The 21,091-nt window shown below is 65.5% G+C and carries 18 protein-coding genes and 1 other RNA gene; 8 read left to right on the top strand and 11 right to left on the bottom strand.

Annotated elements, in window-relative coordinates:
- Positions 1 to 18: 18 nt before the first annotated feature.
- The 3 genes from ABQZ00_RS03650 to ABQZ00_RS03640 are packed head-to-tail and all read right to left on the bottom strand — an operon-like array spanning position 19 to position 2,506.
- A complete protein-coding gene (locus ABQZ00_RS03650) occupies positions 19 to 588 on the bottom strand; it encodes a relaxation protein (RefSeq protein WP_323537561.1) in 570 nt (189 codons plus the stop codon).
- 29 nt (positions 589 to 617) lie between these two features.
- Positions 618 to 1,931 (bottom strand): DUF6792 domain-containing protein, encoded by a 1,314-nt coding sequence (locus tag ABQZ00_RS03645; protein WP_323537562.1) that lies wholly within the window; start codon positions 1,929 to 1,931, stop codon positions 618 to 620.
- Positions 1,928 to 2,506 (bottom strand): hypothetical protein, encoded by a 579-nt coding sequence (locus ABQZ00_RS03640; protein WP_323515579.1) that lies wholly within the window; start codon positions 2,504 to 2,506, stop codon positions 1,928 to 1,930. The genes ABQZ00_RS03645 and ABQZ00_RS03640 overlap by 4 nt, the downstream gene beginning before the upstream one ends.
- 540 nt (positions 2,507 to 3,046) lie before the next feature.
- Between ABQZ00_RS03640 and ABQZ00_RS03635 the strand changes: the two genes are divergently transcribed.
- The 8 genes from ABQZ00_RS03635 to ABQZ00_RS03600 all read left to right on the top strand — a co-directional run bounded on the left by ABQZ00_RS03635 (position 3,047) and on the right by ABQZ00_RS03600 (position 13,576).
- Positions 3,047 to 3,808 (top strand): HpcH/HpaI aldolase family protein, encoded by a 762-nt coding sequence (locus tag ABQZ00_RS03635; protein ID WP_323537563.1) that lies wholly within the window; start codon positions 3,047 to 3,049, stop codon positions 3,806 to 3,808.
- Positions 3,809 to 5,950: a TonB-dependent receptor family protein gene (locus tag ABQZ00_RS03630; protein ID WP_323537564.1), complete on the top strand. Its 2,142-nt coding sequence runs from the start codon at positions 3,809 to 3,811 to the stop codon at positions 5,948 to 5,950.
- 342 nt (positions 5,951 to 6,292) lie between these two features.
- A complete protein-coding gene (locus tag ABQZ00_RS03625) occupies positions 6,293 to 7,519 on the top strand; it encodes an ATP-grasp domain-containing protein (protein ID WP_323537565.1) in 1,227 nt (408 codons plus the stop codon).
- On the top strand, positions 7,516 to 9,318 hold the full coding sequence (locus tag ABQZ00_RS03620; RefSeq protein WP_323537566.1) for an IucA/IucC family protein: 1,803 nt from the start codon (positions 7,516 to 7,518) through the stop codon (positions 9,316 to 9,318). Before ABQZ00_RS03625 ends, ABQZ00_RS03620 begins: the two co-directional genes overlap by 4 nt.
- Positions 9,315 to 10,499, top strand: coding sequence for an MFS transporter (locus tag ABQZ00_RS03615; RefSeq protein ID WP_323537567.1), 1,185 nt, complete (start codon positions 9,315 to 9,317; stop codon positions 10,497 to 10,499). The genes ABQZ00_RS03620 and ABQZ00_RS03615 overlap by 4 nt, the downstream gene beginning before the upstream one ends.
- Positions 10,477 to 12,246: an IucA/IucC family protein gene (locus ABQZ00_RS03610; protein WP_323537568.1), complete on the top strand. Its 1,770-nt coding sequence runs from the start codon at positions 10,477 to 10,479 to the stop codon at positions 12,244 to 12,246. The genes ABQZ00_RS03615 and ABQZ00_RS03610 overlap by 23 nt, the downstream gene beginning before the upstream one ends.
- Positions 12,243 to 13,439 carry a type III PLP-dependent enzyme gene (locus ABQZ00_RS03605; RefSeq protein ID WP_323537569.1) on the top strand — a complete coding sequence of 399 codons (1,197 nt, stop codon included), beginning with the start codon at positions 12,243 to 12,245 and terminating at the stop codon, positions 13,437 to 13,439. The genes ABQZ00_RS03610 and ABQZ00_RS03605 overlap by 4 nt, the downstream gene beginning before the upstream one ends.
- A 61-nt stretch (positions 13,440 to 13,500) precedes the next feature.
- Positions 13,501 to 13,576, top strand: a non-coding RNA gene (locus ABQZ00_RS03600) — sX9 sRNA.
- A 119-nt stretch (positions 13,577 to 13,695) separates the two neighbouring features.
- Here the strand turns inward: ABQZ00_RS03600 and ABQZ00_RS03595 are convergent.
- The 8 genes from ABQZ00_RS03595 to cbiB all read right to left on the bottom strand — a co-directional run bounded on the left by ABQZ00_RS03595 (position 13,696) and on the right by cbiB (position 21,046).
- Positions 13,696 to 14,598, bottom strand: coding sequence for an AraC family transcriptional regulator (locus ABQZ00_RS03595; RefSeq protein WP_323537570.1), 903 nt, complete (start codon positions 14,596 to 14,598; stop codon positions 13,696 to 13,698).
- 99 nt (positions 14,599 to 14,697) lie between these two features.
- Positions 14,698 to 15,432 (bottom strand): adenosylcobinamide-GDP ribazoletransferase, encoded by a 735-nt coding sequence (locus tag ABQZ00_RS03590; protein ID WP_323537571.1) that lies wholly within the window; start codon positions 15,430 to 15,432, stop codon positions 14,698 to 14,700.
- Positions 15,429 to 16,043, bottom strand: a complete 615-nt coding sequence (locus ABQZ00_RS03585; RefSeq protein ID WP_323537572.1) for a histidine phosphatase family protein — start codon at positions 16,041 to 16,043, stop codon at positions 15,429 to 15,431. The genes ABQZ00_RS03590 and ABQZ00_RS03585 overlap by 4 nt, the downstream gene beginning before the upstream one ends.
- Complete coding sequence (gene cobT / locus ABQZ00_RS03580; protein ID WP_323537573.1) at positions 16,040 to 17,086, bottom strand: nicotinate-nucleotide--dimethylbenzimidazole phosphoribosyltransferase; 1,047 nt, start codon at positions 17,084 to 17,086, stop codon at positions 16,040 to 16,042. The genes ABQZ00_RS03585 and cobT overlap by 4 nt, the downstream gene beginning before the upstream one ends.
- Entirely contained in the window at positions 17,083 to 17,604 is a 522-nt protein-coding gene (gene cobU / locus ABQZ00_RS03575) for a bifunctional adenosylcobinamide kinase/adenosylcobinamide-phosphate guanylyltransferase (protein WP_323537574.1), read from the bottom strand. Before cobU ends, cobT begins: the two co-directional genes overlap by 4 nt.
- The gene (locus ABQZ00_RS03570) at positions 17,592 to 19,067 is read right to left on the bottom strand and encodes a cobyric acid synthase (RefSeq protein ID WP_323537575.1); all 1,476 of its coding nucleotides are present in this window, start codon (positions 19,065 to 19,067) and stop codon (positions 17,592 to 17,594) included. Before ABQZ00_RS03570 ends, cobU begins: the two co-directional genes overlap by 13 nt.
- Positions 19,064 to 20,047: a threonine-phosphate decarboxylase CobD gene (gene cobD, locus ABQZ00_RS03565; RefSeq protein WP_323537576.1), complete on the bottom strand. Its 984-nt coding sequence runs from the start codon at positions 20,045 to 20,047 to the stop codon at positions 19,064 to 19,066. Before cobD ends, ABQZ00_RS03570 begins: the two co-directional genes overlap by 4 nt.
- A gap of 84 nt (positions 20,048 to 20,131) precedes the next feature.
- Entirely contained in the window at positions 20,132 to 21,046 is a 915-nt protein-coding gene (gene cbiB / locus ABQZ00_RS03560) for an adenosylcobinamide-phosphate synthase CbiB (RefSeq protein WP_323537577.1), read from the bottom strand.
- Positions 21,047 to 21,091: the final 45 nt, after the last annotated feature.

The following is a 21,091-nucleotide window of genomic DNA, read 5'->3' as shown; positions in this document are numbered from 1 at the left end:
GGTGAGTGACGCAGAACATCAGCGCGGCCTCACTGGCCGATATTGTCGTCGGTCGCCATAGGTTGCGCCCTTTGTCTCTACATTGGCGCAGAGCCTGCCGTCGCATAGGGTGACATCGGCTGCGTTGTAGGCGCGCAGTAATTCGGCACGCAACTGATTGTCACGAATCTCATCGCGATACTGGGTCAGCAACCATCCGCCACCAGCAAGTAAGAGCAGCAGACTCCCGATAACGACGGCCGCACCCTTCCACAACAACACGCGCTGCCCGCGCTCGATACGCTTAAGTTGATCGGACAAGGAGTGCGCGCCTTCACCGATCAAGTTACCAGCCTGCTGCAGCCGCTTCTCGAAACCGGCGACGGGTTGCTCCATTCCTTGCTGCATGCTCCGAATCAATGTATCGGGCACACGCTGCAGCGTCTGTTCCGTCGAACGGGTCATCACGCCAGGCAGCGACTGTGCAACTTGCTCCAGCTGTTGCGCGAGGCGGTTCTGCTGCTGTTCCAATTCGATGCATCGGCGCTCGAACTGCTCCATGAGAGAGGCTGCCTTGCTAACCAGCGCAAGCGGATCTTGTGCGTTCATCGTGCGTCCTGCCTTTGTCTTGATGACGACTACAGGCTGCGCGCGCCGACGCGCATCGTTTCCTGCTGTTGTGTCTCTGCCTGCTGCCGCTGCGCCTGCATCGCTTGCTGCGCGGCCTGCTGTTCGTGCTGGTTCACCGCATCGACGGCTTCGGCGCGTAGCGCACGGCCGGGCGGCTCGCTGGCCAATACCTGGGTCATCTGCCGGAACTGGTCGCGATCACCACTTTGCGCAGCGGCCAACATGCGGTCCAGGAACGCGCCTGGATCTTCCCGCACCGATGGAGATCCGCTCCTCTGCGGTGCTAGCGCTCGATCAACTTGCATGTCTTCCCTCAGCGGAACCTGCCATGCCTGCGGTGCATGGCTCCGATCGCGGTCCTGCTGGAGCTGCTGCATCTGCTGCTGCCAGCTCGGCGCTTCCATTTCCAGGCGCCCAACACCCGGCTCCACCGGACCACGCAGGTGGTCAACTCCATCGCGGGCAAGCCCCGGCACGCCTCGCGAATACAACGTCACCCCTGAGCGCAGCGCTTCTACGTCATCGCGATACTTTGCGATCATCGGCGCGTATTGCCGTGCCAGCTGTTGTGTTGTCGGGTCTTCCAGCACGGAGCGATCTGGTTTGCCAGCGCCATCGATCGGAAGGAAGTTGTGCATGCGGTGCGACTCGCCCAACCTGACTGCAGCAGACAAGGGATCGCGCGCGTCCAGCACACTGTTGTCGTTGGCGTAATCGGACTTTTTCAGCGTAGCGATTTCATTCGGCGTGGCATAGATCTCGACCCGCCCGTAGTGCCGGCTGGCAGCGCTGACCGCATCGCCGGCCATGACGTGATTGATAACATCGTTGCCACCTTCCGGAATCCGCCGATCCAGACTGACCGCACCGTAGGCGTCGAAGGTCTGGCCCTTGAGGCCGAAGTGATGTGCAGTAACCTGCGCCAAATTGCCGCCGAGCGAGTGGCCTGCAACCGTCACATCGGGCGCTGGTTGGCCGGTACTGACATGCTTTTGTTCTGCACGGTTCAAGGCGCCCTGAGTAAAAGCGATGGCATCTGCTATCTGCGCATTGTGACGAGTCGCGACCATTCCACCGTCGGCGAGTGCGCCGTCCAGGATGGGCTGGCGATCGAACTCGCTTCCTCGGTGGACAACTACCATTTCACCGGTATCGACCCTCTCGTAGATCAAGCCTTGGTAGCCTGACGGCTTGTCCACGTATTGCAGACGTCGGACAGGCAAACCGCCAATATCTACAACAGCGCTTCGCTCTCCAGTATCTTCAGGCTTGTCATATGCATCGCGCGTCAGCGCGGCATACTGCTGACTAGTGAGGCTCACGGGGCAACCCTCTCTGCGTTGAGAGTTATGAGAAACAAGTTACTTCTATTTGGCTCTGCATATTTTTCAGCAAACTCTTCACCAAAGTCGACGTAACCTCCCAGCTTACTGCTGGGATATCCGCCTGACCAAAAAAATATCTTTTTAGACTTATCTTTATAAAGATACTCTTTTTCCAGACTAGGCGAAAAGACCGTTTCCACCTTACTCCCTGTTGCTTTTAGGGAAACGCCGAGACCTCCAAATTCCCAATGGCAGACACCCTTGCCGTAGTAGTCAGCATCAACCATGCCATCCGCATAAACCATCGCAGCGTAGGCCGTGCTATTGATTTTCTGAAAAACAATGGGTATTGCATGCTCTTTTGGCTTTGTAGACATACCTAACGACGCATCGAAAGGCGCGCACTGATCGCGGTTCGTCATATCGTAGAACGCTTTACCTAACACCTGCTCAAACGACCCCGGCGCATCATCGATAGTCATCGTAATCCGATAAGCCTGCTTGGGATGCGGGTTCTTCCGATAAACAGGATCGCCGTCAGCGTCACTCACCTGCTTATCCTGTGACTGCATGCTCGTCTCCTTTAAACCGCAAGCGCCCAATGTCATGGCGAGGGATACGCAAAGCAATAGGGCGTAGTTGCGACACATGGTGTTTTCGCCAATCAGCATCCTTTCGCAGGAGCCTACGCCGCTTCCATGAAGCGTGCAAGATTCACTAACTATTACGTCTTTCCTTAGGTCTTTTCGGCATCAATTACACATGTGTTATACCTCCAACACCCGGAATGCATTCATCCACGTGACGTTTGGCTGGAAAACGCAAAATCTATGGCGATAGGCTTAGAGCTCGCAACACTCAAACCAATTGCTGCATTTAAATCATGCTGCCACTCGCGTATGGCGATGCAACACTATCCAACGCATAGAGCGCATCTGTTTGGGTTCAACCGCTGCTAGAAACGCTGATCTTCAGCCTCCCTGCATCGTGGAGCCCAGGGACAATGGCAACGAGCGCAAGTGTCCTAGTCACGAAAAGTAACCACCCAACACACTTGATAATCATTCCCATCAAGAGCAGGATGAGCGCCCGTTTCCTTGGCAGCCTCTTCCATGGCGTACGCGGTTGGCGTTCTGAATGCATTGCCCAGCGTGCAGCTGTGCGAGCTGCTGGGCCGCATTGGCTATGGGTTTGTGGTGCTGGACCTGGAGCACGTGTTGCGCGCGCCGGACGAGCTGGAACACGCGATCCGCGCCTGTGAGCTGTCCGGCTGCGAGGCGTGGGTGCGGGTGCCGGAGGTGGACGAAAAACTGATCGGCCGGGTGCTCGATGCCGGCGCGCGCGGCATCGTGGTGCCGCGTGCCGAATCGGCGCAGCAGATGGCGCGCGCCGTCGCCGCGGCGCGGTTCCCGCCGCTGGGCCGGCGCGGGATCACCGGCGGCCGCGTCACCGGCTTCGGCAACGTCGATTTGCCCACGTATATCGCCCAGGCCAACCGCGATATCCGCATCGTGCCGATGATCGAAAGCGCCGCCGGCGTTGCCGCGCTCCCGGAAATTCTCGCCGTGCCCGGCGTGGCCCTGGTGATGGAAGGCGCGCTCGATCTTGCACTGGACCTGGGCCTGGGCCCGCAGCCCACGCATGCGCAGGTGTGGGACTTGCTGCTGCAGCTGCACGCGCACTGCCGCGACGCCGATGTGCCGTTTTGCCCCAATCCACGCACCGATGCGCAACGCGCGCACTGGCTGCAACAACCGGATCTGCGCTGGCTGCTCGCCGGTGAAGATCGCGCCCTGATTCAACGCGCGCTGCGCGGCCATCTGGCCACCTTCGACGCGCCCGCCTCCCTACCCGCTTGCAGGAGCACGCCGTAGATGTCGCCGATCCGTTTGCACACCCTGACCCTCGCCATCGCCGCGGCCTGCTGCGGTCTGCCGCAGCTGGCGCTTGCCACTGATGCGCCGGCTGCCAACGAAGCCACTGTCGTCGATGGTCAGACACCGATCCGCGCACTGGATGCGATCCAGGTGCAGGGCAGCCTGCTTGGCCGTTCCAAACCGGATGACGTGCAACGTTACGCGGGCAGCCGCCAGGTGATCGACCGCGAGCAGCTGCGCACTGGCGGCAATCGTTCGCTCGACGATGCACTGCAACGTGTGCCGGGCATCAAGATCTTCGACGAAACCGGCACCGGCGCACTGCCGCAGATTATGTTGCGCGGCCTGTACGAAAGCCGCAGCGGCCGCGTGCAGGTACTCGAAGACGGCATCCCGCTGGCGCTGGCGCCGTATGGGCAGACCAGCTTGTCGTTGTTTCCGGTGGGTCTGAATCAGATCGATCGCATCGACATCGTGCGCGGCGGCGCGGCCGTGCAGTACGGGCCGAACAATGTGGGCGGGGTGATCAATCTGGTCAGCAAGGAGATTCCCAGCGAGTGGAGCACCACGCTGGCGCACAAGGTCACTGCCGGTGGCCAGGGCCAGTTTCTGCAGGACAGCGCGCTGAGCAGCGGCGGCTATCTCACCGACAATTTCGGCGTGCAGGTCGATGCCAATCGCACCTGGGGCGAATATTGGCGCGCACATAGCGATACCGACATCAGCAATCTGCGCGTGCGTGCGGAGTGGTGGCTGGACGACACCAAGTTGATCAAGGCCAGCGTGCAGCGGTATCTGGTGGACATGGATCTGGCCGGTGCGCTCAGCCCGGACGATTATCGGCGCGACCCGCGCCAGTCCACGCGCCCGCTGGATAGCTTCAACGGGCGCACCACGCGTGCATCGTTGAGCTATGAGCAACTCTTGGGCGATTGGGGGCCGATGAAGGATGTTCGGTTGTCCTGGACCAATTTCAGCGCGCGCAGCAGCCGCAATTTCATCGTCGGCATGCGTCAGGCCGCCACCGAAACCTGGCGCTCGGACCTGCCGCCGCAACTGCGCCAGACCGCGCCGCGCGACTTCCGCGTGGTGGGCAGCGAACCACGGCTGAACTGGAGCATGGGCGAGGCCGGCGGCGTGCGTCAGCAGTGGACCGCCGGCGTGCGCGCGGTACGCGAGGACATCGATTTTCTGGTTGGCAACCTGCGCTTGCGCGATGGCCTGTTCACCAGCGTGCGCGATTGGCAGTTCGAAGACCGTGCGTTGGCCGCCTATGTGAGCAATGCGATCACGCTGCCGGACGAGCGCATCACCATCACCCCCGGATTGCGCTACGAGCGCCTGGATTCGCGCTATTTCAACCGCACCACCGGGGTGAGCACGCTCAACCAGACCCGCGACGTGCTGCCCGGCCTGACGGTCGGCTTCCAGGCCAACGCGCAATGGTTCTTCTATGCGGACGGGCAGCGCTCGATGCGCGCGCCGCAGGTCACCCAGATCATCTTCGGCAACAATCTGGATGCCGAGCTGGCGTGGAATTACGAAGCCGGCACACGCTATCAACCCAATGACCGTACCCGCATCCAGGTCGGTGGCTACCTGATCGACTTCGATCAACAGATCCAGCTGGACAACACCACCCGCGTGTTCCGCAATCTGGGCAAGACCCGCCATCAAGGTGGCGAGGTGGAGCTGCAATGGAGCCCGGAACAATTGCGTGCGCTCACCCTCAACGCAGGCTACGCGTATCTGGATGCCAGCCAGGAATCGGGGGCGTTCCGCGGTTTCCGCGTGCCCTACACCTCGCGCAATCAGATCACCCTGGGCGGTAACTACGCGTTCGGTCATACCACTGTCGCGCTCTCCGGCTACTACTTCAGCAAGGCCTTCAGCGATGCGGCCAACACCGTGCAGGAAAACGCCATCGCCTCGGTGGGCCAGTTGCCCGCCTACATGGTCTGGAACACGCAGGTGAGCCATACCTTGTTCGAACGCGATGGACAAAAATTCAGCGCGTCGCTGGCGATCAACAATCTGTTCGACCGGCAGTACTGGTTCCGCGGCGTGGACACCAGCCCATGGGGCCGTCAGGCCGCACCCGCACGCACGTTCACTGCAGGTCTGGAGTACACGTTCTAACCGCGGTGCGCACGGCAGGCGGTAGCAAAAAGCAAGTGCTACTCGCGCAGTTGTTCGTCGCCGCCACGCGCACCTGATCGAGGGTTGCAACGTTTTATCAGCGTCACGCTGCACGGAGCAGCAGCACCATACGACCGATGTACAGGGGCATCGGTCACCTACGACGGCAACGGCGATCCCGCTGTGGCCGCCGCCAGAAACACAGCGTGCACGAAGCACGCATCAGCGCCGCAGCACGCGGCATTGCGATCGATGCATCGCAGGCCACCCAACGCCGATCATGGCGCCAGGCAGCCCGTTTCAGTACCGGTTTTCCCACCGCCCTGTCGAACGAGAACTGCCATGACTGCGACATCCGCTGCACCGTTGGTGATCCTCACCCATGTCTGCCACCCGGCCATCACCGACGGCTTTTTGCCGGCCGCGCACGCGCAAGGCGTTCCGGTGTGGTTGCTGACCGACCATCGCCTCGATCACCTGGCCCATTTCCGCGACCACCCTGCGCAGGCGCCGCAGCGGGTGATCGAATGCGATGTCTTTAATCCGCTGGGCGTGCTGGATGTTTTGCACGACGCCGGCATTGCGCCGCGCGCGGTCTTCAGCAACAGCGATCATCTGCAGACCAGCACCGCACTGGTGGCTGCCGGCTTTGGGCTGCCGGGCAAAGACTGGCAGGTGTGTTACGCCGCCAAGAACAAGGCGGCGATGCGGCAACGCCTGCGTGCACGCGGCCTGCCCTGCCCGTGGTTCTGCACGCTGACGTCGGGCGCCGCAGTGCCAACGGATATCCCTTGGCCGGTAGTGGCCAAGCCGCGCGAAGGCGTGGCCAGCCTGGATGTACGCCACTGCGCCGATGCTGCGCAATTGCAAAGCTATCTGGACGACCTGTGGCAGCGCCATCCACAGCGCACCGTGTTGCTGGAAGGCATGTTGCACGGACCGTTGTTCACCCTGGAAACGCTGGGCGATGGGCACACGCTGCACGCCATCGGCGGTTTCAAGGTGCGGCTGTCGCCACCGCCGCATTTTGTCGAATGCGAAGCGCAGTGGGATGCGCATGTACAGACGCCGGTGATTGCGCAGGCACTGCAGCAGCTGCGCGCCTTCGGCGTCGGATTCGGTCTATGCCATAGCGAGTTCATCCTCACCGACGATGGTCCGGTGCTGGTGGAAATCAACTACCGCAGCATCGGCGACCGCCGCGAATTTCTGCTCGACGGCATGTTTGGCGGGCAATGGTTTTCCGCGGCACTGGCGCCGCATCTGGGCCAGCCATTGCCGCAGCTGCGCAGTGACCGCGCGCATGCCTTGCTGCGCTATTACGTGGCCGAGCGCGACGGCGAGCTGGTCACCGCCAGCGAAGACCGCCGTCATCACGATGCGCGCAGCGACGTGCAGTACCGGCGCATGCGTGCACCGGGCGAGCGCATCCAGCTGAGCCATTCCAACAAGGATTACCTGGGCGTGTTGAGCGCCGTAGCCAGCGATGCACAGGCGCTGCAACAGGCCGTGGTGCATGCCGAAGCGGGCCTGCACTGGCGCATCGACAACGCGCAGGTGCGCGCATGAGCAGCACCGCCGACCAACGCTACATCGCCACCCGCATCATCGATGCCTGCCTGCGCGAGGACCTGCGCGCGATCATCAGCCGTGGCACGCCAGCCACGCCCGACGCGAGCGTATTGGCTGCGTGGACCGACCCCAGCCCGGTGGACGGCTGGTGGCGCATCGAGCATCTGCCCAACGGCACGCTGTGGTTGCCGATCCATCGCCACGGCGTGCTGCAGGACACCAGCGCCTGCGGCGATCGCTGGATCGTGCAGGGTTCCGACGCTGCGTATGTCGAACAGGGCGCGCGTGCGTGGCTGCAACGCATGAGCGCCGAGCTGGATGTGCAGACTCAGGAGCTGCATCGTGCCTATGCCGACGAAGCCGAGTGCGCCGCCGCGCACCGTGGTCTTGCGCAACAGGCCTATGCCGCGCAGGCGCCTGCATTGGCCAAGGCGCTGCAGCATGACGATGCCGCCGAACGCGCGTACCGCTGCGACCAGCTGGCCAGCTACCGCGATCATCCGTTCTACCCCACCGCACGCGCCAAGGCCGGCCTGGACGCAGACGAACTGCGCCACTATGCACCGGAATTTGCGCCCACCTTCGCGCTGCGCTGGCTGGCGATTCCGCGTGCACTGGCCAGTTGCACCAGCGCGCCGCCAGAGGCGTTATGGCCGGACTTCGCTACCCTGGGCCTGCCGCCCGCGCTCGCCGCGACGCACATCGCCTGGCCGGTGCATCCGCTGGTCTGGGAGCGTCTGGAACAGCCGGGCTTCGCGCTTCCACCCGGGGCGTTGCGCGCACCGCAGGCCTGGCTGGAGGTGCGTCCCACCCTGTCGGTGCGCACGCTGGTGCCGCTGCAGCATCCGCATCTGCATCTCAAGCTACCGATCCCGATGCGCACGCTGGGCGCATTGAATCTGCGCCTGATCAAACCTTCCACGCTGTACGACGGGTACTGGCTGGAGCGCGCGCTACGCCGTATCGATGCGCACGACCCCGCATTGCAGGGACGTTGCGTGTTCGTCGACGAGTCGCATGGCGGGCATGTCGGCGACACCCGGCATCTGGCCTATCTGGTGCGGCGTTATCCGCCGCTGGACGCCACCACGCTGGTCCCGGTGGCCGCGCTATGCGCACCGATGCCCGACGGCCGGCCGCTGGCGCTGCATCTGGCCGACCGGTTTGCGCATGGCGATGTGCAGGCCTGGTGGCGCGAGTACACCGAACTGTTGCTTGCGGTGCATCTGCGGCTGTGGCTGCGCTACGGCATAGCGCTGGAAGCCAATCAACAGAACAGCGTGCTGGTTTATGCGCACGGCCAGCCCACGCGCCTGTTGATGAAGGACAACGACGCCGCGCGGATCGCGATGCCGCAATTGCGCGCGCAACTGCCGGACATCGACACCCTGGGCGCGCTGCAGGACGCACGGATCGCGGTGGACGAGACACACGCGCTGGCGCAGATGTTCTGCACCATCGTGCTGCAACTGGATCTGCAGGCGGTCCTCGAGGGTCTAGCCGACTGGCAGCCGGCCTTGCGCGCGCCGCTGGCTGCGCAACTGCAGGACCAGGTTGCGCAGACGCTGGCAACGCTGGATGCCGATGGCATCGACACCGCGCCCGCGCGGCGCCTGCTGGCCGCACCACGGCTGCCGGTGAAGTACCTGCTCAGCGCCGGCAGCCTGCTCAGCAAGCAGCTCACCGGTGCGACCGATATCAACAAGTTCTACGGCGACAGCGCACCCAATCCGTTCGGCAACGCGTTTGCGCACACACAGCCGCAACCGCGTCGCCATGCCGGTGGTCAGCGATGAAACGCATCCTCGCCCCGGTGCTGGCGGCCCACTATCTGGCGGCCTTCACCGCCCTGGGCATGCCACTGTTTCTGCCGCAGGTTTTGGCCGAACTGGCGCCCACCGCGGCGGTGGGCTGGAGCGGCGTGCTGTATGTGTTGCCCACCTTGTGCACTGCGTTGACGGCGAGCACCTGGGGGCGGCTGGCCGACCGCTACGGACGCAAACGTTCGTTGCTGCGCGCGCAACTGGGGCTGGCATTGGGCTTTGCGATTGCCGGCTTCGCACCCTCGCTGACCTGGCTGGTGATCGGCCTGATCGTGCAAGGCACCTGCGGCGGCTCGCTGGCGGCGGCCAACGCGTATCTGGCCAGCCAACCGCAGGCCGGCCCCTTGGCGCGCGCACTGGACTGGACGCAGTATTCGGCGCGACTGGCGATGGTCAGCGCACCGGCGTTGCTGGGGCTGGCCCTCGCCTTGGGTCCGGCGCAGTCGCTCTACCGCGCGCTCGCGTTGCTGCCATTGCTTGCATTTGCATTGACCTGGCGATTGCCGGCGGATCAGTCCAACGCGCGTCCACGCGCTGCAGCGACGTCGTCGTCAGCTACCGAACCTGCAACACGCCCGTTGGCCGCCACAGCATCGTTGTGGCCGGCCTTGTTGCTCGCGCAATTTCTGTTCTGCTTCGCGATGGTGGTGACGTTTCCGTATTTCATTCCCTACGCGCTTGCTCGCGGCGCCGGTCACGACGCGCTTGCCGGCCTGCTCTACAGCCTGCCGCATCTGGTCTATCTGGTGGTGTTGCCGTGGTGGCGGCGCGGCGATGGCGAGGCATGGCTGATCCCGGGGCTGATGCTGTTTGCGCTGGCCTGCCTGTGGCAGGCGCTGTTGCATGACGCCGTCGCGCTGGCGGTGGCTCGGCTGCTGTTCGGCGTCGGCATGTTGTTCGGCCTGCGCGGGCTCAATCGCAGCCTGGCGCTGGTCGCCAGCGGCCAGGGCGCTGGCCGCCTGTTCGGCCGTTTCGATGCCTGCGGCAAGTGGGCCGGCGTGGCCGCTGGCGCCGCAGCCGGTGCGCTGGCCCAGGCCGCCGGCCCCGCACTTCCTTTCCTGGCCGCCGCCGTAGCTGCGGCTGGCGCTGCGCTCACCGTTGCGGTGCGCTTTCCTTCGAGGAGAACTGCCGATGTCGCTGCACACGATGCATGACCCCTGGTACGACAGCATGGCCGATGCACAGGCCTGCAGTTGCTGGTTGAACTGCTACCTGCGCGAGTTTGCCATCCCGCAACGCGCAGCCGATTTCGATTACCGCGGGCTGGATCGCCCCGGGCCGCGCATGGCCGAGCAACGTTGGCTGCGCATCGACCTGGGCGATACCGGCGCGGTGTGCGTGCGCATTGCCTACGCAGACCGTTTGGGCCGCTGCCGCTTCGCGTCCACACCGTTTCTCAAAAGTGCCGGCCAACCCTGGCACGCGCTCGACGCGCATGCGTTGGCGCGCTGCCTGCTGCAATCGCTGGGCAGCACGCAGGCGGTCAATCCTGAGCTGCTTGCGCAAAGCGCCAACAGCGTGGCGATCACCGCGGCGATGTTGCGCCAGGCACACCGCACCGCACCTACCGGCGATGCGATGATCGATGCTGAGCAATCGATGCTGTGGGGCCACGCACTGCACCCCACACCAAAAAGCCGCGAAGGCGTGGCACTCGACCACGTGCTCGCCTGTGCACCGGAAGCGCGTGCGGCATTTCAGTTGTTCTGGTTCCGTATCGACTCACGCCTGCTGCGCGTGCAAGGCAAGGACGTGCGCGCCAGCCTGAGGCAGCTGTCCGGCAGCGACGACCTCTACCCCTGCCATCCGTGGGAGGCGCAACGCCTGCTCGACGACCCGTTACTGCGCACCTTGCAAGCGCGCGGTTGGATCACGCCGGTCGGCCTGCGCGGCGACGTACTACGGCCAACGTCATCGGTGAGGACGCTGTATCACCCGCAGCTGGATTACTTTCTCAAGTGCTCGGTGCATGTGCGGCTGACCAATTGCGTCCGCAAGAATGCGTGGTACGAGCTGGAAAGTGCGGTCGCGCTGACCGACCTGCTGGCGCCCAGCTGGCAGGCACTGGCGGCGCAGGTCCCGGGCTTCGACGTGATGCTGGAGCCTGCCGCCACATCGCTGGATGTCGCGCAGATCGACCGCGACCTGCACGATGCCGACCCGCAAGCCGCACGTGCGTTGTCCGAAAGTTTCGGCATCCTGTATCGCAAGACCATTCCTGCTGCGCAACGCGCACGTTGGCAGCCGCAGGTGGCCGCCGCGCTGTTTACTTGTGATACGCAGGGCAACAGCGTGTGTGCCCAGCGCTTGCAGGCGCTGAGCAGCGCACAGATGGACCGCCACACCGCCACGCTGCTGTGGTTCCGCGCCTATGCAGCCCTGTTGCTGGATGGCGTGTGGAGCGCGCTGTTCCAGCATGGCATCGCGCTGGAACCGCATCTGCAGAACACCGTGATCGGCTTTGCCGACGGCTGGCCGACGCGCGTGTGGATTCGCGATCTGGAAGGCACCAAGCTGCTGGCTCACCATTGGCCGGAAAGCCGCTTGCAGGGTGTGGGCGAACGTGCGCGGCAATCGCTGTATTACACGCCGGAGCAAGGCTGGAACCGCGTTGCCTACTGCGCGCTGGTGAACAATCTGGCGGAGGCCATCTTCCATCTGACCGAAGGCGATGGCGTGCTGGAGGTGCGGCTGTGGCAGTGCGTGGGCGAGCTCGCCGCACGCTGGCAACAACGCCATGGCGCGCAGCCGGCGCTGCAAGGCCTGATCGACGGCGCCCCGCTGCCGGGCAAGAACAATCTCGGCACGCGCCTGCTGCAACGGGCCGATCGTCAGTCCGACTACACCCCATTACCCAACCCGATTGCACACATCACCACCGCACGGCAGGTGGCCGCATGAGCCTGCGCATCGACACCGCCGCAGTGATCCACGCGCTGCCGCGGCTACGGGCGAGCAGCGACGGCCCGCTCTGCGCGTATCTGTACGATCTGGCCGCGCTGCACGCGCATGCGGCCTGGATGCGCGCGCAGCTGCCAGCGCAGTGCGAGCTGTTCTATGCGGCAAAAGCCAATGCAGAGCCGCAGATCCTGCAGACGCTGGCGCCGCATGTGGATGGCTTCGAAGCCGCGTCCGGTGGCGAACTGGCCTGGCTGCATGCGCAGCAACCGCAGGCAGCGCTGCTGTTCGGCGGGCCAGGAAAACTCGACAGCGAGCTGGCCCAGGCCGCTGCCCTGCCCGACTGCACCGTGCACGTGGAAAGTATCGGCGAGCTGCAACGGCTGGCAGCGATTGCGGCACACGCTGGCCGCTGCGTCCCGGTGTTTCTGCGCATGAACATCGCCGTGCCCGGCGCACAGAGCACGCGGTTGATGATGGGCGGGCAGCCCTCGCCATTCGGCCTGGACCCGCAGGATCTGGACGCTGCCATGCAGCTACTAAGTGTCAGCCCGTCGCTGCGACTGGAGGGCTTTCATTTCCATCTGATGTCGCATCAACGCGATGCCGGCGCGCAACTGCATCTGGTTGCTGCGTACTTGCGCACCGTGCAGCAATGGCGGCAGACCTATGCGCTCGGGCCGTTGCGGGTCAACGCGGGCGGCGGCTTCGGCGTGGATTATCTGGCGCCGGAGTCCTCGTTCGACTGGGCCGGTTTCTGCGCCGGGCTGCCCGCGTTGCTGCACGAACACGGCAGCGCGCTGCGTCTGCGCCTGGAACCGGGCCGTTACGTCAGCGCCAGCTGCGGTTGGTACCTGATGGAGGTCCTGGACCTCAAGCGCAGCCACGGCCATTGGTTCGCAATCGCACGCGGCGGCACCCATCACTTCCGCACACCGGCCGCGCAAGCGCACGACCACCCATTCCGCGTGCTGCGCGGGACGCACGCGCCGGTCATCAGCGACACCCCGGTGACCTTGGTCGGCCAGCTTTGCACGCCCAAGGACGTCCTGGCACGCAACCAACCCGTCGCCGCACTCGCGCCGGGCGACTGCCTCGCGTTTCCGCTGGCAGGCGCTTATGCGTGGAATATCTCGCACCAGCAATTTTTGATGCATCCGCCGCCGCAGAAGGTGTTTTTGCCGGCGATCGACTGAGAGCAGCTAACAAAAGGACTGTGCTCACCGCCAGGCGGGCGCGGCCGATGCTCGGTGCAGCATGGACCACGCTTACACTCCGGTTCCTCCGCACCGTCCATACCAATCTGACGACTGCTCGCTACGTTTTGTTGGCCGCTCTGAAAGCAACTCAGCGAGCATGTCGGCCCTGCGCATGCAGATGTTTCGCGCGAAGGCAACAGCTTGCACAATCGCTCTGCAACTCAGCTACGCGTGCGGCACTGCGTCCGTCACCTCAACCACGCTTTTGGATCGCCGCCACCGGCACCCGAATATCGGCGCGCAGAATCGCTTCGGGTGTTTCTTCCGGATCGTCCAGATACAGGTAATGCAGCGGTGCATCGCGCAGCAGGTAGCCGCTGCCGGGCAGCCAGGCAGCCAATAGTTGGTCCAGCGCATCTTCCAGCGCGGCATACGAACCCACGTGGCGCAGGACGGCGTGCGGTCCGCCGTCCAGACGGCGCAACTGCAAGGGCGCTGCTGGCATGGCCACTGCGTCGAACCCCACACCGCATTCGAACAGATGCGCGTGGGCCGGAACGTCGCGATGATCGCTCAGCGGCAATCCCACCAGACACTGCAGGCTGTCGACGATGCCGGCGCGCGCCGCCCAGGCCACAATCCGGCCGAAGCCGCGATCCAGGTCGTCGAACGCGCCGCGCTTGCGTAGCACCACCAATTCGAATGGCTCCAGCGTCTGCACGCTAACCTGCAGCAGTGCTGACGGGCTGTTTGCCAACGTTGCCGGCGTCGATAACTGCTGCAATTTGCTGGCCCGCAATGCGGGTGTCGAGCGCAAGACGGTGGGACTGGCCTGCAGTGCGCCGCGGCAGGCACGCGCCAGTGCTTGTGGCGTCTGGTAACCGACTGCGAGCGCGACCTCGGTCACCGACGCATCGTCGCTGCCCAACAAATGCAGGGCTTGACTCAACCGCAAGCGTGCCACCGTGTGGCCCACGGTCTCACCGGTCAGGGCGCGATAGACCCGATGGAAGTGATACGGCGACTGGTGCGCGATGCCTGCCAATTCGGCCAAATCCGGCAATGCGGCGCCGCTGCGAATGCTGGCCTGCAGATGCGCGATGACGCGCTCCACGCCGCGTTGCCAACTGCTAACCGCTGAGTCTGCTGCATGCATGGTGTTGGCTCCCTGGTAACGGCATCAGCATCGTCTGCATCGCGTGCCAGCGCGGTCCCGATCTTGCGGAATGTTGCACCCCATTGGACAGCGTGCGGCTCAACCCAGCCACACCGCCAGCATCACCAGCACCGCGGTTTCGGTCAGTTCCACCAGCGCGCCGCAGGTATCGCCCGTCATGCCATCCAGGCGCTGCATGCAGGCGCGGCGCCATAGAACGAAGACCAGTGCAGCACTACCGAGGCACAGAGCCGCGCCCGCCATACCGGCAGCGATGCAGACCACGGTCGCCAGTATCAACGCCAGCCACAAGCTTGTGCGTGGTGCGGCGACCAGCGCGCTGCCCAGGCCGCCAGCGCGCACATATGGCGTGGTCAAAAATGCCGCCACCACCGCGGCACGTGCCAGCAATGGCGCCAGCCACAGCGCACCCGGTGCGTGCGGCAGCAATGTGGCCAATGCGGCGCATTTGAGCAGCAAGACCAGCACCACGGCGGTGACTGCCATCGGTCCGCTGGTGGGGTCTTTCATGATCGCGAGCGTGCGTGCGCGGTCGCCCATGCCGCCGACCCAGGCGTCGGTCATGTCGGCCAGCCCGTCCAGGTGCAGGGCGCCGGTCAGCCAGGTCCATGCGCTCAACAGCAATGCCGCGCCCAGTAATGGCGCGACATCGCGCAGGCACCACGCCAGGCCACACAGCAGCGCACCGAGCAGCAGGCCGACCGCCGGATACCACGGCAACGAACGCGCCTGCACGCCCGGCCGGGCGAACACCGCGCTGGGTACCGGAATGCGGGTCAGGAAGCCGATCGCCGCGAGCAGCCCATCGATCATCCGGCGTCGTGTGCAGACTTCGGCGCTGCTGCCGGCACCGATGGCAGCGCTGCGGCAACGCCGTTGGCCGGTGGCCAGGCCAGCGGATGCAGCGAGGCGTGCGGCACCGCCAGCTCGGTCATGCGGCCGAATCCGTTGCCGGCCACCATGCAGTGCACTGCACGGATGGCACCGCCATGGGTGACAACCAGCACGCGACGCGCCGGGTAGGTGGCGACCACCGCATCCAGCGCCGCGGCGAGCCGCGCACAGAACGCCTCGAAGGGTTCTGCCTGCGGCGGCGGGTAGCGCAGCGGGTCGGCCCAGAAAAGGCCAAGCGCTTCGCCTTCGTCGCGATCAATCTCGGCCACCGGCACGCCTTGCCAGCGGCCAAAGTGATATTCGCGCAGCCGTGCGTCCAGCTGCAGCGGCAAGCCGCGCGCGTCGGCCAGTTCGGTAGCGAAGGCTGCGCAGCGCTGCAAGGTGGACGACACCACCACCTCCCATTCGCCCTCGGCGGTGGCCGCGCGCAATTGCTGCCAACCCAGCTCGGTGAGCGGGTCGTCGAGATGGCCGCGATAGCTGCGCTGCCCGGTGTCGCCGTGCCGCAGCAAGGTGATCTGCGTGCTCATGCGTCGGACACTCCGGCTTCGGCAAAGGTGGCCATGCCGTTGTGCAAGGCGCAGGCGCTGCGTAGTAATGGAATCGCCACCGCTGCGCCGCTGGCTTCGCCCAGGCGCAGGTCCAGTTGCAGCAACGGCTCGGCATCCAGGGCGCGTAGCAACGCGGCGTGGCCGCGCTCCTTTGAGCGATGTCCGAACAACAGCCATTCGCGCACACCGGGATTCAGACGAGTGGCTACCAGCGCCGCAGCGGTGGTGATGAAGCCATCTACCAGCACCGGAATGCCGGCCTGCGCGGCGGCGATATACGCGCCGACCAGGGCGGCGATCTCGAACCCGCCGAGCCGGCGCAACCGTTCCAGCGGCGTGGTGGCGTCGGCGTGCAAGGCCAATGCGCGGCTGATCACCGTTGCCTTGTGCGCGATGCCTTCGGCGTCCAGGCCGGTGCCGGCGCCGGCCATCGCCTGCGGAAACTGCGACAACAGCGCGCAGCCCAACGCGGCAGCGGCGGTGGTGTTGCCGATGCCCATTTCGCCGCCGACAAACAACTGCGTGTCGCAACTTTTGGCCTGCGCGATGCTCTCCGCACCGGCGTCCAGCGCGTCGCGCAACTGGCTGGGCGTCATCGCCGGTTGCTCGCAGATATTGGCGCTGGAGGGTGCGATCCAGGCGCGACGTACGCGCGGCAACTCGCCGGGGTCGTTGACCACACCCAGATTCACCACTTCCAGCCGCGCACCGAGTTCGCGCGCCAGCACTGCGATAGCCGCACCGCCGCGTGCGAAATTGCGCACCATCTCACCGGTGACCGCCTGCGGAAACGCCGACACGCCTTCGGCGGCAACGCCATGGTCGGCCGCGTACACCGCAATCCACACGCGCTGCACGGTCGGCTGCGCGTTGCGTTGCCAGGCCGCCAATTGCACGGCCAGTTGCTCCAGCCGGCCCAACGCGCCGGGCGGTTTGGTCAGTTGTTCCTGCCGTTCCAGCGCAGCCGCGCGCACGCGCGCATCCGGCACTGCGCATGCGGCAAAGATCCAGTCGCTACTCACAGCTGTTCTCCCTTCAACACCATCGGCAAACCCGCCACGACAAACACCACACGCTCGCACTGTAGCGCCAATGCCTGATGCAGCCGGCCGGCTTCGTCGACGAAACGACGCGTGAGTTCGCCCAGTGGCACGATGCCCTGCCCCACTTCGTTGCTGACCAGTACGATCTGCCCAGGCAACTGGGGCAGCGTTGCGAGCAGTGCGTCGCGTTCGCGCGCAAATGCGCCCGCATCCGGGTGGCCCAGCAAGTTGCTCAGCCACAGCGTCAGGCAATCGACCAGTACGCAGCGATCGGGCGCGGCCAGCGCCTGCAGCGTCGCGGCCAATGCGATGGGTTCTTCCACACACTGCCAATGCGGCGGGCGCTGGCTGCGGTGATGGGCGATGCGTTGCTGCATTTCGTCATCGAACGCCTGTGCGGTGGCCACATAGCACACGTGCTCGGCCGCGCTGGCGGCGAAGCGTTCGGCCAGTGCACTCTTGCCCGAGCGCGCGCCACCCAGAATCAACTGCCGCATGCCGGTTCCTTGCTGGTGAGCCGCGTCAGCGCGGCGGTGTCTAAATGCGTGTGCACCGCATCGGCAAGACGGTCGAGCGTGGCCTCGCGCAACGCCGCCAGATCCAGCGGCGTTGCCTGCGCCAGGCCGGCCCATGCGAGTAACGCGGCCAGTGCCTGCGGGTGATCGAAGATGCCGTGCAGATAGGTGCCCAGCACCTGGCCGTCGTCGGAAATGGCGCCATCGCTGCGGCCATCGTCCAGCTGCACCAGCGGCCGCGCCAACGCAGCACCGGTGCTGATTCCGCAGTGGATTTCATAGCCGCTGGCAGCTGCATCGCCGAACGCCAGGCGCCCGTGTACGCGGTGCAATTGCTTGTGCGCGTGCAACTGCGTGTCCAGTGCCAGCCAGCCCAACCCGGCACTGCTGCCGGCCGGGCCTTCGATGCCATCGGGGTCGTGGATCTGCTCGCCCAGCATCTGCAGACCGCCGCAGATCCCGAGCAGCTTGCCGCCATACCGCAGGTGGCGTGCGATGGCGGTGTCCCAGCCGTGCGCGCGCAGCCACTGCAGATCCTGGCGCGTCGCCTTGCTGCCGGGCAGCACGATCAGATCGCAGGGCGGTGGCGTCTGGCCCGGGCCGACCAGTTGCACCTCCACCTGCGGATGCGCCAGCAAGGCATCGAAATCGGTGTGGTTGCTGATCCGCGGCAGCACCGGCACCACCACGCGCAGCTGCGCGTGCGGCTTGTGCAGCGCCTGCCGTGGCAGCGCATCTTCGGCCTCCAGCTGCAGACCGTGCAGATACGGCAACACGCCGAGCACCGGCTTGCCGGTTTCGCGTTCCAGCCAGTCCAGGCCCGGTTGCAACAGCGCCAGATCGCCACGAAACCGGTTGATGACAAACCCGGCAACGCGTGCGCGTTCGCTCTGGGACAGCAAGGCCAAGGTGCCGACCAGATGCGCGAACACGCCGCCACGGTCGATGTCGGCAATCAGGATCACTGCGCAATCCACCGCCTCGGCATAGCCCATGTTGGCGATATCGTTGGCGCGCAGATTGATCTCCGCCGGGCTGCCGGCGCCTTCCACCAGCACCACCTCGAAACGCTCGACCAGCCGTGCGTGCGAGGCCAACACCGCGGCAAGCGCGGTGGCCTTGTAAGCGTGGTAGCCCACCGCATCCAGCGTGGCGACCGGGTGCCCATGCACGATCACCTGCGCGCCGGTGTCGCTATTGGGTTTGAGCAATACCGGGTTGAAGTCGGTGTGCGGCTCTAGTCCGCAGGCTTGCGCCTGCACCGCTTGCGCGCGGCCGATCTCGCCACCATCGACGGTGACTGCCGAGTTCAGCGCCATGTTCTGCGGCTTGAACGGCGCCACCGCCACGCCCTGGCGATGCAGCCAGCGGCATAGCGCGGCCACCAGCGTGCTCTTGCCGGCATCGGAGGTGCAGCCCTGCACCATCAACACGCGTGCGTTCACGCCAACACCTCGCCCAGTGCCGCATCCAGGCGTGCTTCGGCGGCTGCATCGGGCGGCAGGCCGAAGCGCAGGCTGGCCGGGGTATCGAACAGGCGGGTCAGGATGCCGCGTTGCGCCAGCGCCGCATGCAACACCGCCGCATCGTCGCGCCGACACCATTGGAAAAACGCAGTGCCTGCGGTGGGTGCGATCGCGTGGCTGCGCAACAGCTGCGCAAGCCGCTGCGATGCCGCGTGCAGGCGTTCGCGGGCCTGCGCGTGCCAGTGGATATCTGCCAACGCCTGCTGCAACGCCCAGCGGGTGGGGCCGCTCACCGTCCATGGCCCCAACTGCTCGCGCAGTGCATCCAGTAGCTGCGGCTGCGCGCACACAAACCCGGCCCGCGCGCCGGCCATGCCGAAGAACTTGCCGACCGAGCGCAGCACGATCAAGCCAGGCTGCGGGGTCTGCGCGCACACGCTGTCGTGCGGCGTGGCATCCATGAAGGCTTCGTCGATCACCAACCAACCACCGCGTGCTGCCAGACGTGCATGCAGCTGCAACAGCACTTCGCGATCGAAGGTCTCTGCACCTGGGTTATTGGGATGGATCAGCACCACCACATCGAAGGTCTCCGCCGTCTGCAGCAACGGCCCCGCCGGCAGCGGCACGACGGTGTGGCCGGCGCGTCGCCACGCGTGTGTATGTTCGGCATACCCCGGTGCCAGCACGCCCACCCGGCTGCGGCTGCGCAACAGCGGCAAGGCCTGAATCGCCGCCTGCGAACCGGCCACCGGCAATACGTGCGGCGCCCCGTAATAGGCCGCGGCGCTGCCGACCAGACCATCGTCGTCTTCCGGCAAACGCTGCCACACCTGCTCCGGGATGGCAGGCACGGGCCAGGCGAACGGGCTCACCCCGGTGGACAGATCCAGCCAGTGCGACAACGCAATCCCGTAGGTCTGCGCGGCGCGGCGCAACCGGCCTCCGTGTTCAAGCATGAGCGACTCCACGAGATGGTGCGTGACTGCACAGAGATTGCCGATGGTCCACGCAGCGCCTGCGCGTGAGGGAGTTGTGGCCGGTCATGGCGTCACCAGCGCCAACGCCAGTGCACCGAGCAACAACCACAGCAGCACCCCGGCACGCACCAGCAGAAGCGCACGGCGCACACTGCCGGCGCTGGCCGGCATGCCCTCGCCCAGCTGCGGCCGTGTCTGCCAGTGGCCGTGGTACGGCGCTGGCCCACCCAGTTGCACCTGCAGCGCGCCGGCACCTGCCGCCATCACCGGACCGGCATTGGGGCTCTTCCAGCCGCGCCCCTGCTGCCAGGCGCAGCGCATGCCGGTACGGCTGCGGCCGAGCAGCGCGTACGTCACGGCGGTGAGCCGCGCGGGCACCCAATTGAGCACATCGTCGATACGCGCCGCAGCGCAGCCGAAGTTGGTGTAGCGCGGCGTGCGATAGCCCCACATCGCATCCAGCGTATTGGACAGCCGATACAGCACTGCACCCGGCGCGCCGAGCAGCACACCCCAAAACAGCGCGGCAAATACCGCATCGCTGCCGTTTTCCAACACCGACTCGGTCGCTGCGGCGGCAACCTGCGTGGCATCGAGCGCGGCGGTGTCACGGCTGACGATGCGGCCCACGGCCAGACGCGCCGCTGCCAGGTCGTCGGCCTGCAATGCGTCGATCACCGGCTGCGCATGTTCGCCCAGGCTGCGCAATCCCAGCGCCAGGTACAGCATGACGGCGGCAAAGACAGTTGCCGCCCACGCCGACCACCACCACAGCAGCGCTTGCAACGCGGCTGCCAGGAGCGTCCATGGCACCACCGTCGTGCACCAGGCCAGCACGCCTGCACCGCGACGATCGCGGTACAGGCGTGCTTCCACGCGCTGTGCCCAGTGGCCGAACAGCACCAGCGGATGCGCGCGCCGCGGTTCGCCCAGCAGCAGATCCAGCAGCACGGCGGCCGTGGCAATCACCAGCGCCATGGTGGGCCGCTCTGCGTCATGACAGGACACACGCCGATGCAGCTG

It is taken from the genome of Xanthomonas sp. WHRI 10204 (genome assembly GCF_040202875.1).
Classification (GTDB): domain Bacteria; phylum Pseudomonadota; class Gammaproteobacteria; order Xanthomonadales; family Xanthomonadaceae; genus Xanthomonas.
The sequence above is the reverse complement of the archived record's forward strand: the minus strand, read 5'-3'. Positions and strand labels throughout refer to the sequence as shown.

What these genes read in the sequence shown, in the direction of transcription:
- ABQZ00_RS03650 (WP_323537561.1), bottom strand. Translation starts at nt 588, where the DNA reads ATGAACGCACAAGATCCGCTTGCGCTGGTTAGCAAGGCAGCCTCTCTC.
- ABQZ00_RS03640 (WP_323515579.1), bottom strand. Translation starts at nt 2,506, where the DNA reads ATGCAGTCACAGGATAAGCAGGTGAGTGACGCTGACGGCGATCCTGTT.
- ABQZ00_RS03635 (WP_323537563.1), top strand. Translation starts at nt 3,047, where the DNA reads ATGGCGTACGCGGTTGGCGTTCTGAATGCATTGCCCAGCGTGCAGCTG.
- ABQZ00_RS03630 (WP_323537564.1), top strand. Translation starts at nt 3,809, where the DNA reads ATGTCGCCGATCCGTTTGCACACCCTGACCCTCGCCATCGCCGCGGCC.
- ABQZ00_RS03625 (WP_323537565.1), top strand. Translation starts at nt 6,293, where the DNA reads ATGACTGCGACATCCGCTGCACCGTTGGTGATCCTCACCCATGTCTGC.
- ABQZ00_RS03620 (WP_323537566.1), top strand. Translation starts at nt 7,516, where the DNA reads ATGAGCAGCACCGCCGACCAACGCTACATCGCCACCCGCATCATCGAT.
- ABQZ00_RS03615 (WP_323537567.1), top strand. Translation starts at nt 9,315, where the DNA reads ATGAAACGCATCCTCGCCCCGGTGCTGGCGGCCCACTATCTGGCGGCC.
- ABQZ00_RS03610 (WP_323537568.1), top strand. Translation starts at nt 10,477, where the DNA reads ATGTCGCTGCACACGATGCATGACCCCTGGTACGACAGCATGGCCGAT.
- ABQZ00_RS03605 (WP_323537569.1), top strand. Translation starts at nt 12,243, where the DNA reads ATGAGCCTGCGCATCGACACCGCCGCAGTGATCCACGCGCTGCCGCGG.
- ABQZ00_RS03595 (WP_323537570.1), bottom strand. Translation starts at nt 14,598, where the DNA reads ATGCATGCAGCAGACTCAGCGGTTAGCAGTTGGCAACGCGGCGTGGAG.
- ABQZ00_RS03590 (WP_323537571.1), bottom strand. Translation starts at nt 15,432, where the DNA reads ATGATCGATGGGCTGCTCGCGGCGATCGGCTTCCTGACCCGCATTCCG.
- ABQZ00_RS03585 (WP_323537572.1), bottom strand. Translation starts at nt 16,043, where the DNA reads ATGAGCACGCAGATCACCTTGCTGCGGCACGGCGACACCGGGCAGCGC.
- cobU (WP_323537574.1), bottom strand. Translation starts at nt 17,604, where the DNA reads ATGCGGCAGTTGATTCTGGGTGGCGCGCGCTCGGGCAAGAGTGCACTG.
- cobD (WP_323537576.1), bottom strand. Translation starts at nt 20,047, where the DNA reads ATGCTTGAACACGGAGGCCGGTTGCGCCGCGCCGCGCAGACCTACGGG.
- cbiB (WP_323537577.1), bottom strand. Translation starts at nt 21,046, where the DNA reads ATGGCGCTGGTGATTGCCACGGCCGCCGTGCTGCTGGATCTGCTGCTG.